The sequence below is a fragment of the Streptomyces sp. NPDC018610 genome, assembly GCF_044391765.1.
GTDB lineage: Bacteria > Actinomycetota > Actinomycetes > Streptomycetales > Streptomycetaceae > Streptomyces.
Genome location: NZ_JBISAL010000021.1, coordinates 1 through 14,288, shown reverse-complemented (window position 1 = coordinate 14,288; position 14,288 = coordinate 1). Strand labels below are relative to the sequence as shown.

11 protein-coding genes are annotated in these 14,288 nt (G+C 73.5%); 3 read left to right on the top strand and 8 right to left on the bottom strand.

Translation table 11 applies throughout. The features are described 5' to 3' along the window. Positions 1–2: 2 nt before the first annotated feature. The 8 genes from ACH5A8_RS34305 to ACH5A8_RS34270 all read right to left on the bottom strand — a co-directional run bounded on the left by ACH5A8_RS34305 (position 3) and on the right by ACH5A8_RS34270 (position 10,755). Entirely contained in the window at positions 3–1,712 is a 1,710-nt protein-coding gene (locus tag ACH5A8_RS34305; RefSeq protein WP_399007908.1) for a RecQ family ATP-dependent DNA helicase, read from the bottom strand. A gap of 32 nt (positions 1,713–1,744) precedes the next feature. Then, positions 1,745–2,077, bottom strand: coding sequence for a cupin domain-containing protein (locus ACH5A8_RS34300; protein WP_399007907.1), 333 nt, complete (start codon positions 2,075–2,077; stop codon positions 1,745–1,747). A 36-nt stretch (positions 2,078–2,113) separates the two neighbouring features. Further along, positions 2,114–2,857 carry a respiratory nitrate reductase subunit gamma gene (narI, locus tag ACH5A8_RS34295; protein WP_399007906.1) on the bottom strand — a complete coding sequence of 248 codons (744 nt, stop codon included), beginning with the start codon at positions 2,855–2,857 and terminating at the stop codon, positions 2,114–2,116. Beyond that, positions 2,854–3,534, bottom strand: coding sequence for a nitrate reductase molybdenum cofactor assembly chaperone (gene narJ / locus ACH5A8_RS34290; protein WP_399007905.1), 681 nt, complete (start codon positions 3,532–3,534; stop codon positions 2,854–2,856). Before narJ ends, narI begins: the two co-directional genes overlap by 4 nt. Continuing rightward, entirely contained in the window at positions 3,531–5,159 is a 1,629-nt protein-coding gene (gene narH, locus ACH5A8_RS34285; protein WP_399007904.1) for a nitrate reductase subunit beta, read from the bottom strand. Before narH ends, narJ begins: the two co-directional genes overlap by 4 nt. After that, the gene (locus tag ACH5A8_RS34280; RefSeq protein WP_399007940.1) at positions 5,156–8,827 is read right to left on the bottom strand and encodes a nitrate reductase subunit alpha; all 3,672 of its coding nucleotides are present in this window, start codon (positions 8,825–8,827) and stop codon (positions 5,156–5,158) included. Before ACH5A8_RS34280 ends, narH begins: the two co-directional genes overlap by 4 nt. Positions 8,828–9,241: 414 nt before the next feature. Continuing rightward, positions 9,242–9,616, bottom strand: coding sequence for a DUF488 domain-containing protein (locus ACH5A8_RS34275; RefSeq protein ID WP_399007903.1), 375 nt, complete (start codon positions 9,614–9,616; stop codon positions 9,242–9,244). A 53-nt stretch (positions 9,617–9,669) separates the two neighbouring features. Then, positions 9,670–10,755 carry a YihY/virulence factor BrkB family protein gene (locus ACH5A8_RS34270; RefSeq protein ID WP_399007902.1) on the bottom strand — a complete coding sequence of 362 codons (1,086 nt, stop codon included), beginning with the start codon at positions 10,753–10,755 and terminating at the stop codon, positions 9,670–9,672. A 174-nt stretch (positions 10,756–10,929) separates the two neighbouring features. Between ACH5A8_RS34270 and ACH5A8_RS34265 the strand changes: the two genes are divergently transcribed. The 3 genes from ACH5A8_RS34265 to ACH5A8_RS34255 all read left to right on the top strand — a co-directional run bounded on the left by ACH5A8_RS34265 (position 10,930) and on the right by ACH5A8_RS34255 (position 14,185). Beyond that, entirely contained in the window at positions 10,930–11,739 is an 810-nt protein-coding gene (locus ACH5A8_RS34265) for an SDR family NAD(P)-dependent oxidoreductase (RefSeq protein WP_399007901.1), read from the top strand. 177 nt (positions 11,740–11,916) lie between these two features. After that, positions 11,917–12,399 (top strand): MSMEG_6728 family protein, encoded by a 483-nt coding sequence (locus ACH5A8_RS34260; RefSeq protein ID WP_399007900.1) that lies wholly within the window; start codon positions 11,917–11,919, stop codon positions 12,397–12,399. A gap of 187 nt (positions 12,400–12,586) precedes the next feature. Then, positions 12,587–14,185: a hypothetical protein gene (locus tag ACH5A8_RS34255; RefSeq protein ID WP_399007899.1), complete on the top strand. Its 1,599-nt coding sequence runs from the start codon at positions 12,587–12,589 to the stop codon at positions 14,183–14,185. The last annotated feature ends 103 nt before the right edge of the window (positions 14,186–14,288 follow it).

The following is a 14,288-nucleotide window of genomic DNA, read 5'->3' as shown; positions in this document are numbered from 1 at the left end:
CGCTAGCCGGAGACCTCGTCCTGGCCGGGCCGGCGCACCACCGTGAGGAGGTCGTCGCGCCCGGCCAGCGCGTCGAGGGACAGGGTGTGGTAGCCGGCCTCGTCGAACAGGACGGTGATGCGGTCGCCCTCCTCGCTGAGCACCGTGCCCCCGCCCCACCGCTCGTGCCGGACCTCGGTTCCCACCGGATAGCGGGCGGCGGCGGGATGGACGGGCCGACGGCCGGCGGCAGCGGCGTCCGGGTCGGCCGCGGCCGCCTCGCAGCGGTCGCAGTTGCCGCACGGCGGCTCGTAGGCCTCGCCGAAGTAGCCGAGCAGGAAGTGGCGCCGGCAGCCCGTCGTCTCGGCGTAGGCGCGGGCCATGTCGACGCGGGAGCGGTCGGTCCGGCGGTGCGCCTCCGCGGTCCGCTCGGCCTCGTCGGCCGCCTCGTCCGGCGGTGTGCCCGGAACGGGACGCACCTCGCCCTCCTCGCCCGTGGTGACGGCGCCGGCCTCCTCCAGCAGGTTGACGGCCGCCGTCACCCGGGGCCGGGACAGGCCCGTGTCCTCGCGCAGTCCGGCCAGATCTGCCGGGTCGTCGCGGTGTTCGTGCACGGCGTCGGCGACCTCGTCCAGCGTGTCCCGGCCGGTCGTGCGGGAGGCGAAGAATACCCGCATGCCGGTGTCCTCGGGCCGGTAGTGCAGCACGGCGAGGGCCGGCTCCCCGTCCCGGCCCGAGCGGCCGATCTCCTGGTAGTAGGCGTCCAGCGAGCCGGGCAGCGCCGCGTGCAGCACGAACCGCACGTCCTCCTTGTCGATGCCCATGCCGAAGGCGGAGGTCGCCACCACGACGTCCGCCTCGCCGGACTGGAACGCCTCGTGGACACGGCGTCGTTCGGCGACGCGCAGTCCCGCGTGGTAGGCCTCGGCGGCGAAGCCCAGGGCGGCCAGCTCCCGCGCGCAGTGCTCGGTGTCCTTGCGGGTCGCCGCGTAGACGAGGCCCGGCTTGGGCTCGGCGGCGGCCCGCTCGACGAGGGCGCGGCGCCGCTCGTCCTCGCTTCGAAAACGGCGCACCTCCAACCGGATGTTCGGCCGGTCGAACCCGGTGACCAGCACCTTCGGCCGCTCCATGCCGAGCCGTTCGACGATCTCCCGGCGCACCGGCGGGGCCGCGGTGGCGGTCAGCGCCAGCAGCGGCGGGCGGCCCAGGCGGCGTACGGCCTGTTCCAGGCGCAGATAGTCGGGCCGGAAGTCGTGGCCCCAGGAGGAGACGCACTGGGCCTCGTCCACCACGAACAGGGCCGGGTGCGCCTCGGCCAGCCGCTCCACGACCTCGTCCTTGGCCAGTTGCTCGGGCGCGAGGTAGAGGAGGCGTGCGGCACCCTCGTCCACCGCCTGCCAGGCGGCCTGTTCCTGGGCCGCGGTGAGGGCGGAGTTCAGCGCGACCGCGCCCGGCGCCTCCTCGGGGAGCCCGGCGATCTGGTCGCGTTGCAGGGCCAGCAGCGGCGAGACCACCACGACCGGCCCCGGCAGCAGCACCGCGGGGACCTGGAAGACGGCGGACTTGCCGGACCCGGTCGGCATCACCACCAGGGCGTCGTCGCCGGCCAGCACCCACCGCATGGCCGTCAGCTGCTCCGGCCGCAGCGTGTCCCAGCCGAACACCTCGGCGGCCGCCGCGCGCAGCCGTCGTGCCGGTTCCTTCTCCCGGTCCGGTCCGTCCGTGCCGCCCATCTCGGCCTCCTCACCGCCTCCGACGCCGGCGGTCAGGGCTTCTCGGCGACGGTGAGCAGGGTCGCGGCGTCCTCGACGGCCTCCAGGCTGTGCCGGGCCTCGGGCACGACGAGCAGGTCGCCGGCCCTGCCGTCCCAGGAGTCCTCGCCGCTGCGCAGCCGGACCCGGCCGCGCAGCACCAGGACCGTGGCCTCGCCGGGGTTCTCGTGCTCGGTGAGGGCGGTGCCGGCGCGCAGGGTGATGAGGGTCTGCCGCAGGACGTGCTCGTGACCGCCGTAGACGGTCTCGGCGCTGCGGCCGGTGCTCGCCGTCCCGGCGCGTTCCAGGTGCTCACGGGCCCGGGCGTCGAGGGAGATCTTCTGCATGACTTCGGCTCCTCGGTCGGTCAGGCGGCGACGGCGTCAGTAGCGGACGCCGATGCGGCGCCAGCGGCGTCCGCCGGTGCCCGGCTCGGTGGGGTGGGCGGGGACGCGGCGGCGGTAGAGGACGTAGGGACGCCACAGATACCACAGCGGCACGCTCCAGGCGTGCACGAGCCGGGTGAAGGGCCATACGGCGAGGATGGCCCAGGCGGCGGTGGCGTGGACACGGTAGATCAGCGGCGCGTGGGAGATCGCCGCCACGTCGGGGTCCCCGGCGAACAGGCCGCGGAACCACAGGGACACGCTCTGCCGGTAGTCGTAGCCCGTGCCGAACAGGTTGACGCCCATGGTCGGGATGATGCCCAGTACGATCACGACCGCCAGCAGGATCAGGGCGAGCCAGTCCACCGGGCTGGTGGTGGCGCGCACCCGGGGCACCGTCGTGCGGCGGAAGGCGAGCACGGCGACCCCGGCGAGCACCGCGAGGGCGGCGACGGCGCCGCCGACGGAGGAGAACCAGCGGTAGGTCTCCTCCGGGATGCCGAGCCGGCGGGTGAACGACTCCGGGACGAGGATGCCGAGCACGTGTCCGGCGATGGCGGCGAAGGTGCCGTAGTGGAAGAGCGGACCGCCCCATTTGAGCAGGCGGCCCTCCTGGAGCTGGGTGGAGCGGCTGGTCCAGCCGAACTGGTCGTAGCGCCAGCGCCAGACGTGGCCGACGACGAAGGTGGCGAGGGCGAGGTAGGGCAGGATGACCCACCACCACAGGTCCCAGGAGTTCATCGGTCCTCTCCGGTCGTCGTCGGCGGTGTCATGTGCGCGGAGGCCAGGTATGCGGGCGGTGCGAAGGGCTCCGTGCCCGCCCCTCCCGCTCCCACGTGTTCGCGCGGGGGTCCCTCGGCGGCCAGCCGTCGCCAGGTGTCGCGTTCGCGGCGGCCCGGCCGGGGCAGGCGTCCGCAGACCGCGTCCAGGACCGGTGTGTACGGATCGGAGCGCTCGGCCAGCGCCTCCCGCAGCAGTTCGAGTCCGGCCCGGCACTGGAGCAGCACCCGGCGGCCGGGCTCGGGGGCGAGGGCGGCGAACTCCAGCACCAGCGGCAGGAAGTCGGGCAGTTCGTCCTCGGGCGGTTCCTGTCCGGCCTGCCGGTAGGTGTGTTTGAGGGCGAGCAGCGCCATGCCGCGGGCCCGGGTGTCGCCGTGCCGGTAGTACGTCAGGTGCAGGCAGCGGCGGCGGGTGTGGTCGAAGGTGTCGACGTAGCGCTCGGCGGCCTCGGCCGCGGAAAGGCCGCGCAGGTGCTCGGCGACGGCGGCGAGCCGGGCCCGGTCGGCGGCGTCGTGGACGGCCGGCAGCGCGGCGCCGACGTCGTCGAGGCAGGCCCGCGTCACCGCGTCGGGGTAGCGCAGCAGGACGGCGGCGACGCGGTGCAGCGCGGGGGTGTCGGGGGCGGGCCGGCGGTTCACGGGGCGTTCCCCCCGGAGCCGAAGAGGCCCGGGGCCGGGCCGCTGCCGTTCCAGCCGAGGAGGTTGAAGCGGACCTGCCCGTCGCTGTCGCGGAAGTGGCCGCCGCCGCCCGGCGCGGCCAGGCCGGGCAGCGCGGGAGGTACGGGGCCGGTCTCGTCGTGGGACGCGAGGTCGCCGACGCCGCCCGGGCGGTCCAGGGAGCAGTGCTGGGCCATCAGGGCGCCGGAGCCTTCGGCGTGCGCCTTGGGGACGACGTAGCGGTCGTCGTACTTGGCGACGGCGAGCAGCCGGTAGAGGTCCTCGATGCCGTCGGCGGTGACGCCGGCCCGCTCCAGCAGGCCGTGGTCGACCGGGTCGCCGAGTTGTCCGGCCCGCATGTGGGCGCGCATGGCGGTGAGTTTGCGCAGCACCGTCTCGACCACCGCGGTGTCGCCCGCGGTGAACAGGTTCGCCAGGTACTCCACGGGGATGCGCAGCGCGTCGATGGCGGCGAAGATCCGGTCGGGGTCGTCGTCGTGGTAGCCGGTGGCGTGCACGGCGTCGGCGACCGGGGAGAGCGGGGGCACGTACCAGACCATGGGCATGGTGCGGTACTCCGGGTGCAGGGGCAGTGCCACCCGGTGCTCCTTGATCAGGGCGTACACCGGGGAGCGCTGCGCGGCCAGGATCCAGTCGTGGGCGATGCCGTCCCGGGCGGCGGCCTCGCGCACCCACTCCTCGCGCGGGTCGAGGAAGACGGACAGCTGGGCCTCGTAGAGGTCCTTGTCGTCCTTGACGGAGGCGGCGTCGAGGACGGCGTCGGCGTCGTAGAGCAGCACGCCGAGGTGGCGCAGCCGGCCCACGCACGTCTCCGAGCAGATCGTGGGCTGCCCGGCCTCGATGCGCGGGTAGCAGAAGGTGCACTTCTCGGCCTTGCCGGTGCGGTGGTTGAAGTAGACCTTCTTGTAGGGGCAGCCGGAGACGCAGAACCGCCAGCCGCGGCAGCGGTCCTGGTCGACCAGGACGATGCCGTCCTCCTCGCGCTTGTACATCGCGCCCGAGGGGCAGGAGGCCACGCAGGACGGGTTGAGGCAGTGCTCGCAGATGCGCGGCAGGTAGAACATGAAGGTGTGCTCGAACTCCAGGCGCACCCGTTCGGCCAGGCCCCTCAGGTTCGGGTCGGCGGCGGCGTACTCGGCGGCACCGGCGAGGTCGTCGTCCCAGTTGGGGCCGTGCACCGGACGCATGTCGCGGCCGGTGAGCTGCGACTTGGGGCGGGCGCTGGGAAAGGAGTCGGACAGCGACGCGGTGGTCAGGCCCCGGTAGTCGTACGTCCACGGCTCGTAGAAGTCGTCGAGCGAGGGCATGTCGGGGTTGTGGAAGAGGGTGAGCAGCTTGCGCAACCGGCCGCCGGCCCTGAGCTTCAGCCGGCCCCGGCGGTCCAGGGTCCAGCCGCCCTTCCACCTGTCCTGGTCCTCGTAGCGGCGCGGGTATCCGGAGCCGGGCTTGGTCTCGACGTTGTTGAACCAGACGTATTCGGCGCCCGGCCGGTTGGTCCAGGTCTGTTTGCAGGTCACCGAGCAGGTGTGGCAGCCGATGCACTTGTCGAGGTTCATCACCATGGCCACCTGGGCCATCACCTTCACTTGAAGTCGACCTCCTGGGCGCGGCGGCGGATGACGGTGATCTCGTCCCGTTGGTTGCCGGTGGGACCGATGTAGTTGAAGGCGTAGGTGAACTGGGCGTAGCCGCCGATGAGATGGGTGGGTTTGATCAGCAGGCGGGTGAGGGAGTTGTCGCCGCCGCCGTGCAGTCCGGAGGTCTCGGTGCGCGGCACGTTCAGGTGCCGGTCCATGGTGTGGTACATGAACACGGTGCCCTCCGGCATGCGGTGGGTGACCACGGCCCGGCAGGCGACCACGCCGTTGCGGTTGTACGCCTCGATCCAGTCGTTGTCGGCGACCCCGATCTTCTCGGCGTCCAGGGGGCTCATCCAGATGCCCGGCCCGCCGCGGAAGAGGGTGAGCATGTGCAGGTTCTCCTGGTACTCGGAGTGGATGGACCACTTCGAGTGCGGGGTCAGGTAGCGCACCACCAGCTCGGGGCGCCCGGCCGGGCTGCGGCGGGGGTCGCCGACATGGGCGAGCATGTTCAACGGCGGCCGGTAGACGGGGAGTTGTTCGCCGAACTCGGCCATCCAGTCGTGGTCGAGGAAGAAGTGCTGGCGGCCGGTGAGGGTGTGCCAGGGTTTGAGGCGTTCGACGTTGACGGTGAACGGCGAGTAGCGCCGGCCGCCGGACTCGGTGCCCGACCACTCGGCCGAGGTGATCACCGCGCGGGGCTGGGTGCGGGTGTCCTCGAAGGTGATGCGGTCGCCGGAGCGCTCCTCGGCGAGGTCGGCGAGGCGGAGGCCGGTGCGTTTCTCCAGCGCCCGCAGCGATGCGACGGCCAGGCGGCCGTTGGTGGTGCCGGACAGGGCGAGGACCGCCTCGCAGAACTGGTCGTCGCGGGCGATGGAGGGCCGGCCGTCGGCGACACCGCCGCGCACGGTGCCGTTGCGGGCGCGCAGGTGATCGATCTCCTCGCCGGGGTTCCAGGTGACGCCCTTGGTGGCGGTGCCGAGGGTGTCGAGCAGCGGGCCCACGGCGGCCATCTTCTCGGCGACCTTGGTGTAGTCGCGCTCGATCACGGTCAGCTTCGGCATGGTGCGGCCGGGCACGGGTTCGCACTCGCCGGCCCTCCAGTCGCGCACCGCGCCGTGCGGCTGGGCCAGTTCGTCGGGGGTGTCGTGGGCGAGGGGGGCGGCGATGACGTCGCGGCGCACCCCCAGGTGTGTCGTGGCCAGGCGGGAGAACTCCGCGGCGATGGTGTGGAAGGTGTCGAAGTCGCTGCGGGTCTGCCAGGGCGGTGCGATGGCCGGGTTGAAGGCGTGCACGAAGGGGTGCATGTCGGTGGTGGACAGGTCGAACTTCTCGTACCAGGTGGCGGCGGGCAGCACCACGTCGGAGAACAGGCAGGTGCTGGTCATCCGGAAGTCGACGGCGACCGACAGGTCGAGTTTGCCCACGGGCGCCCGCTCGCGCCAGGTGACGTCCCTGGGCCGCAGGTGGGGCGGGGTCTCGGGGGCGGTCATCGCGTCGTCGGTGCCGAGCAGGTGCCGGAGCATGTACTCGTGGCCCTTCATGGACGACGCGAAGAGGTTGGCGCGCCAGATGAGCAGCACGCGGGGGAAGTTGGCCGGATCGTCGGGGTCCTCGGCGGCGAACCGCAGCCGGCCGGCCTTCAGTTCGTCCACGACGTGGTCGGCGACCTCCTTGCCGGCCCGCTGGGCGTCGTCGCAGATGTCGAGCGGGTTGCGGTCGAAGGCCGGGTGGGAGGGCATCCAGCCCAGGCGGGCGGCGAGCGCGTTGAGGTCGGGCAGGGTGCGGCCGTCGAGGCTGCCCGGGCCGAGCGGGCTGGTGAGCACGTCGGCGGGGAACGCCTCGTAGCGCCACTGGTCGGTGGCGAGCCAGAACAGCGGGGTGCCCACCATGTGCCGGGTGGGGCGCTGCCAGTCCAGGCCGAAGGCGAGGTGGAACCAGCCGGTGAGGGGGCGCACCTTCTCCTGCCCGACGTAGTGCGCCCAGCCGCCGCCGTTGACGCCCTGGCTGCCGGTCAGCATGGTCAGGGAGAGGAAGGCGCGGTAGATCTGGTCGGAGTGGAACCAGTGGTTGGTGCCCGCGCCCATCGCGATCATGGAGCGGCCGCCGGTGCGTTCGGCGTTGCGCGCGAACTCGCGGGCCACCCGGGCCGCGGCCCGGGCGGGCACCGAGGTGATCGCCTGCTGCCAGGCGGGTGTGCAGGGCGCGCTCGCGTCGTCGTAGCCGGTGGGCCACCGGCCGGGCAGCCCCTCGCGTGCCACCGCGTACTGGGCCATGACCAGGTCGAACACCGTCGTCACCAGGTGTCCGCCGATCCGGGTCGCGGGCACGCCGCGCCGGACGGAGCCGCCGGACTCCCCCGGTCCGGCGTCGAAGCGCGGCAGGTCCACCGCCACCGCCTCACCGCCCGGGCGGCCGTACAGGGTCAGCAGCGGGTCGACGCCGTCCAGTCTCAGGTTCCAGCGCGGGGCGTCCTCGGGCGAGGTCCAGCGAAATCCCAGCGAGCCGTTCGGCACGACCGGCTCGCCGGTGGCCGCGTCCAGCAGCACGGTCTTGAACTCGGCCGCCTCCCCGTCGGCGCCGGGCAGGTCGGCGGCGGTGAGGAACCTGTCGGGCACGTACGCGCCGCCGGCCTTGGCCCCGTCCTCGTCCCGCTCGCGCAGCCGGACGAGGAACGGCAGGTCGGTGTAGGTCTTCGCGTACTCGGTGAAGCGGGGCACCTGCCGGTCGCGGTAGAACTCGGCGAGGATCACATGGCCCATGGCCATGGCCAGCGCGCCGTCGGTGCCGGGGGCCGCGGCGAGCCAGTCGTCGGCGAACTTGGTGTGGTCGCCGTAGTCCGGGGAGACCACGACGACCTTCTGGCCCCGGTAGCGGGCCTCGGTCATGAAGTGCGCGTCGGGTGTGCGGGTGATCGGCAGGTTGGTGCCCCACACGATCAGGTACCCGGCGTTCCACCAGTCGCCGGCCTCCGGCACGTCCGTCTGGTCGCCGAACACCTGCGGCGAGGCCATCGGCAGGTCGGCGTACCAGTCGTAGAACGAGGAGATGGTCCCGCCGATCATCGACAGGTAGCGGGTGCCCGCCGCGTACGAGGCGATCGACATCGCCGGGATCGGGGAGAAGCCGACGATGCGGTCGGGGCCGTACCGCTTGACCGTGTCCACCTGGGCCGCCGCGACGAGCTCGGTGACCTCCGGCCAGGTGCAGCGCACGAAGCCGCCCTTGCCGCGGGCCCGCTTGTACGTGGCGCACCGCTCCGGGTCGGAGGTCAGCCACTGCCAGGCCTCGACGGGGTCGGCGTGGCGGGCGCGGGCCTGCCGCCACAGCTGGAGCAGCGGGCTGCGCACGTAGGGGTAGCGGATCCGGGTGGGCGAGTAGGTGTACCAGGAGAACGAGGCGCCCCGCGGACAGCCCCGGGGCTCGTACTCGGGCGAGTCGGGTCCCACGCTCGGATAGTCGGTCGCCTGGGTCTCCCAGGTGATGATGCCGTCCTTGACGAACACCCGCCAGGAGCACGAGCCGGTGCAGTTCACCCCGTGGGTGGAGCGCACCTCGCGGTCGTGCCGCCACCGCTCCCGGTAGAACTCCTCCGCCGACCGGCCTCCGTCCCGGTACAGGACCCGCCGGTCGGGCGACTGCCTCCCGGGGAAGAAGTACTGGGCCGAACGCATCAGCCGGTCCAGCGCCTCACCAGAGCGGTCGGTGCTCACACCCTCGCCTCTCTGCGCCATGACGCGTGGGACGCGCGGTGCCGCAAGTTCGTGGACGCATGTCGTGAAGGGGATCCGCGGGCCGGGCGGAGGCCGGCGCCGCGGGGAGCCCGCCGGACGGGGGTGAAACCGGCCATGGCCAGTTTTGGCCGCCTGCCGCGCGGTCGCAAGCGGCCAATCGCGCGAATCGGCGCGCGAACGGCGGATCCCCACGACAGCCGGCCCTCGCAGGCGTTTGCCGACCGCCCCAGCGGTCCGCCCTTGCCCTCCCCTCGACGGCCGTCCCCACCGGCCGGCCCGAGTGGCCGTCGCCGGCGGGAGGCGGTACGCCCGCGGACACGCTTCGGCCGGGTCGGAGCGGGCCGACCGCACGCGTCAGGCCGGGGAGCGCCTGCCGGTGGTGAGCCATTCGGCCAGGACCGCGGCCTGGCTGTGGTCCACGTCCTTGGTGGCGGTCAGCAGGGTGAGCCGGTCGTGGGCCGCGAGGTCGCGCAGGTGTCCGACCGCCTCGCGGTGTCCGGCGTCGCGCAGTTCGGCGAGGTAGCGGCGGCGGAACTCGTCGAACCGGGCGGGCTCGTGGCCGTACCAGCGGCGCAGGTCGGTGGAGGGCGCGACGTCGCGCAGCCACTCGTCCAGGTGGGCGTCCTCCTTGCGCATCCCGCGCGGCCAGACCCGGTCGACGAGCACGCGTTTGCCGTCCTGCGGCGAGGTGTCCTCGTAGACGCGTCGGTAGGTGATGTCCTCGGCCATGGGGTGCCTCCGTTCGTCCGGTCGGTGGGCGGCGGTCGTCGGAGCGGCGGTCGTCAGTAGGGACAGCCGGGGTCCCCGGGGTCCGATCGGCCGCCGGTCTGTGGTCCGTCTCCGGCGTCCGGCCTGCCGCGGGAGTCCGGCCGGTCTCCCGCGTCCGCGTGCGGCGGCGGGTCGAAGTGGACGGTGACCTTCTGGAAGCCCTTGAAGGACTCCGTGGCGGCGTAGGAGCGGTAGGCCCGCTGGTCGCCCGGGGTGAGGTGGACGCGGTCGGTGAACGGGGTGAGCAGGCTGCGGGGCCACAGCCGCATGCACCGTACCGCGCTGACCTCGGCCGTGAAGACGTACACCAGCGCCCCCAGGTAGATCCACGCCAGCAGGCCGAGCACGATCCCGAACAGGCCGTACGTGGCGGTGGCCCCCTGGAGCACGTGGCCGACGTAGTACGTGCCGCCCCACAGCAGGCCCTGCCAGGCGCACGCGGCGCCCAGCGCCGGGCCGTACATCACGCGCAGCGGCAGCCGGCGGCGGGTCAGCACGCGGTAGCTGCCGACCAGCAGGGCGGCGTAGAGCAGGACGGACAGGAGCCCTGCGGCGACTTGCACCCCCGACTCCAGCCGGGCGCCGAACAGGCCGGAGGCCCACTCCGCGGCGGTGGACAGGCCGGTGGTCACGAGCAGCGCGGCCGCGAGGAGGGTCAGGAACTTCAGCCCCTTCAGACGCGAGCGGAACGGGTCGGGGCGGGCGTGCCGGGGCACCGCGAAGATCTTGTTCAGGGCGTGCTGGGCGGCCTGGGCGACGTTCAGCGCTCCGTAGGCGCTGCCGGCCACACCCACCGCGACGGCGACGGTGTTGCCGCGGAAGGAGTGGATGTTGTGGCCGATCTGGTCCCCGATCACCGGGAACTCGCTCAGGGCCGAGTTCAGCACGGCCTGCTGGAGGTGCGGGCTGCTGCTGAGGACGGCGCTGAGGACCGCGACGAGGAGCAGCAGCAGCGGGAACAGCGCCAGGAACCCGTAGTACGTGAGCAGCGCGGCCAGGTAGGCGGCCTGGTCGTCGTAGAACTTGTAGACGACGGCCAGCGGCAGTCCCGCCCAGCGGTGCCGCCGCTGGTAGGCATCCAGTCGGGCCAGCACGTCCATGCGGCTCTCCCACGCCGTCGGCCGTGGCGCCGCTCGCGCCGGTCGCCACCGCTTCCAGGTGCCCTGGCCAGGGCGTTCCATGCGTCCTGGCCAGGGCGTTCCGTGCGTGCCGCGGGCTGGGCGGCGGGCCGGTGGGGGGTGGTTGGACGCGGTGTACGCGGTTACTCCGTCCCCATGGACGCCAATGACGACAGCAGGCCGCTCGCGCTGGTGACCGGCGCATCCAGCGGTATCGGATACGAACTGGCCCGGCAGTTCGCGGAGCACGGATACGATCTCCTGGTCAACGCCGAGGACGACCGTCTCGACCACGCGGCGCAGCGGCTGCGGGAGACCGGGGCCGAGGTGCGGGCCGTGCGCTGCGATCTCAGCGACCCCGCGGGGGTGGACCACCTGGTGGCCGCCACGACGGGACTGACGGTGGACGTGGCGGCGCTCAACGCGGGGGTGGGACAGGGCGGCGCCTTCGTCGACACCGACCTCGCCGACGACCTGTCCGTGATCGACCTGAACGTGACCTCCACGGTCCGACTCGCCAAGCCGCTGCTGCGGGACATGGTGGCGCGGGGCGAGGGCAGCGTGGTCTTCACGTCCTCCATCGCCGCCACCATGCCGGGCCCGTTCCAGTCGGTCTACAACGCCTCCAAGTCCTTCGTGCAGTCGTTCGCGCAGGCCCTGCAGGACGAGGTGAAGGACACCGGGGTGACCGTCACCGCGTTCATGCCGGGGCCGACCGAGACGGACTTCTTCCGGCGGGCCGACATGGGCGACACCAAGATCGGCAGCGGCCCCAAGGACGACCCGGCGCAGGTCGCCGAGCAGGCGTACGAGGCGGTGGTGAAGGGCCGCAAGAAGGTGGTAACCGGGTCGCTCAAGACGAAGGCGCAGGGCGCGGCGAACAAGGTGCTGCCGGACAGCGCCAAGGCCGCCGCGCACCGGAGGATGGCCGAGCCGGGGACGGGGGACGACGACGGCGAGGACTGACGGGCTGGCGTTCCCCCGGACCACCGCTTCCGTTCCCCGCCCCCCGGGCCACCGCTCCTCGCCTTCCGTCGCCTCCGCTCCTCGCCTTCCGTCGCCTCCGGTCGGCGCCTCACGTCGTCTCCGGTCGGCGGCGCCCGGCCCCCTCCCCCCACCCTTCGACGCGTCGCGGGCGGAACCATGCAGACCTTCCTGCCGTATCCCGGCTTCACCGACTCCGCGCTGGTGCTCGACCGCCGGCGCCTCGGCAAGCAGCGGGTGGAGGCGTTGCAGGTGCTGCGCGGCCTGACCGTCCCCGGTTACGGGTGGCGTCACCATCCGGCGGTGCGGATGTGGGCCGGCTACGAGGAGGCGCTGGTGCGGTACGGGCTGGACGTGTGCCGGGTCTGGCGTGATCACGGCCACCAGGACAGCTGCGCGGCCACGCTCGTCGCCGACCTCGCCGTCCACCGGCCCGGCGCGCAGGTGCGCGGCCAGAGGGAGCTGGAGGCGGCGGGCGAGCTGCCGCCCTGGCTGGGCGACGAGGCCCTGCACCTGAGCCACCGGTCGGCCCTGGTGCGCAAGGACCCGGAGCGGTACGCCCCGCTGTTCCCGGGTGTGCCGGACGACCTGCCGTACGTGTGGCCGGCGTCGGACCGTGAGGCGGTCACACCCGGGGACTGAGCGGAGGAGTGCCCGCACCCGGGGCCGAACGGGCGGCTCACACCCGGTGGCGGGCCGGCGTACGCGGCACGTGTGCGTGTGGCGTTGCGCCGCCCGGTCGAACCCGCTGGGCCCAAGGGGGGCGGGGCGCGTGAGCGGTGCGGCGGTGGGGGAAGGGATGGCGCACACGCCAACCCGAGGAGGCCGGATGCCCGATGCCGTGGCCGAGGACGACGTCGCCCGCGCCGGCGAGGACCGTGCCCCCGTGGCCGGCCAAGACCCGGGGAGCGACGGCGGCCCGGAGGGATTCGAGCAGCTGAGCGCGGTGGCCGACGCCGTCCTCTACGAGGGCTATCTGCTGTACCCCTACCGCCGCTCGTCGCCCAAGAACCGGGTGCGGTGGCAGTTCGGGGTGCTGCTGCCGCGCGACTGGGTGGAACGGGACGGCCCGGTCACGGTCGGCGTGTCCGGCTCCGCCGACTCCTGGTACCAGCAGACCGAGTGCCTGGTGCGGGTGCGGCGGGCGGGTGCCGTCCTGCGGGTGCGGGTGCGGTACCTGCAGATGCAGCACAAGCAGGTGGAGGCCGCCGGCTCGGACGGGAGTCACCGCCCGGTCGCGTCGCTGCGGGCGGACGACGGCACGACGTGGCTGACCTTCGACGAGGCGGTGCCCTGCGAGACGGACCTCGCCGTCGCGGTGGACGACCTGCTCGGGCGGGAGCACACCACCTGGTCCGGGGCGCCGGCCGGCGAGACGACCGAGCCGCTGCCCTCGGGCGCCGGGCGGGTGGTGCGGCGGCGGGAGGAGATCCGGGCGGGCACGACGCTCACGGCAAAGCGGCTCGCCGACGGCCTGGTGCGGCTGCGGGTGCGGACCGAGAACACGGGCCGGGCGACGGAGCCCGGCGCTCTGCGGGACGAGGTGCTGCGCCGGTCGCTCATCGCCACACACACGCTCGTCGGCGGTACGGACGTGGAGTTCGTGTCGCTGATCGACCCGCCCGGCGCACTGGCGCGGCAGGCTGCCGAGTGCCGCAGCGAGTTCACCTTCCCGGTCCTCGGCGGCCCCCCGGCCCCGCACGGAGAGCCGCCGTACGACGTCCCCGCGGCGGCGGACGGGAGCACGGGGCCGGCGCTGCTGTCCGCGCCGATCATCCTGCCCGACCGTCCTCGGATCGCGCCGGAGAGCCCCGGCGATCTGCACGACGCCGGGGAGATCGACGAGATCCTGACGCTGCGCACGATGCTCCTGACCGACGAGGAGAAGGCCGAGGCCCGCGCCACCGACCCGCGCGCCGCCGAGATCATCGACCGCGTCGACAGCATGCCCCCGGAGGTCTTCGCCCGTCTGCACGGCGCCATCCGCTCGCTGGCCCCGGCCCGACCGGCCTCTCCGGCCGGACCGGCGGGAGAGGCCGCCGTCGGCGCCGAGCGGCCCGCCTGGTGGCAGGAGGGCGGTGACGACGGCCTGTCCCCGTCGACCGACACGGTGCTCGTGGACGGGGTTCGCCTGGGCGGCGGCAGCCGGGTGCTGCTGCGGCCGCGGGGCCGTGGCGCGGACGCCCAGGACATGTTCCTCGCGGGACGCAGCGCACGGGTCGCCGCCGTCTTCCACGACGTGGACGGCAGCACACACCTGGCCGTCACCCTGGAGGACGACCCGGCGGCCGAACTGCACACCTGGTACGGCCGCTTCCACTACTTCCGGCCCGACGAGCTCGAACCGCTCGGGGCCGGCGAGGTGTCGGAGACACCCGAACGGCTCGCGACACCCGAGCCGCCGGAGGCGTCGGCATCCGGTTCCTGACCCGGCGCGCGCCCGGGCCCGTTCGCCGGCGACGGCGAGCACCGCGCACCACCCCCAACCCCACACCCATGAGACACACCCACAGCGAGGGGCGACAACGCAG